Here is a 580-nt window from a genome sequence, read left to right as displayed (position 1 = left end):
GAGCTTGACGAGGTTGTGGGCGGTGCAGACGATCGCCCATTCGGCCCCCACGTTAGCCAGGCCTCGGAACAGGAACTGGCGGAAGCCGCGGGCCTGCTTGATCTGTCCGAACACCGCCTCGACGATCTGCTTTCGCAGTCGGTAGGGGGTCTCGAAGCCGCCGTCGGCGATCTTTTTTCTCATCGCCTGTGTCAACGGTCCGCCGATCTTGCCGTTGTCGGCGGTCGGGCGCTTGGCGCGGCCGGTGGCGATGTAGCCATCGATCCCACGCAGATCGAGGCTCGCGAGGTTGACCTCGCTCAGATAGCCGCTGTCGGCGGAAGCTTGTTCCGGTTTGCGGCCGAGATTGGCTTGGATGCCATCGACCAGCGGCACCAACTGGCCATGGTCGCTCGTGCTCGGCGTCAGGGCGTGTGCAACGATGATCTGCGCTTTGCCGTCGACGGCCGCCTGCGCGTTATAGCCTTGGATGAAGCCATCCTTGGTTTTGAGAATGCGGCTTTCAGGATCGGTGAAGTTGCGCTGTGCCTTTGGGGCAGGCGCGTCGGATGGCGGTGCCGCGGGCTTGCCGGTCTTCTTG

Annotated in this window: 1 protein-coding gene; it reads right to left on the bottom strand. The window is 63.8% G+C overall.

The genetic code is table 11. The features are described 5' to 3' along the window. A partial coding sequence (locus CWO89_RS45070) for a transposase (protein ID WP_165421635.1) occupies positions 1-580 on the bottom strand: 580 nt, incomplete at both ends.

The sequence above is a fragment of the Bradyrhizobium sp. Leo170 genome (assembly GCF_004296405.1).
Classification (GTDB): Bacteria; Pseudomonadota; Alphaproteobacteria; order Rhizobiales; family Xanthobacteraceae; genus Bradyrhizobium.
Note: the sequence above shows the minus strand (reverse complement) of the source record. Positions and strands in the feature narration are given on the sequence as shown.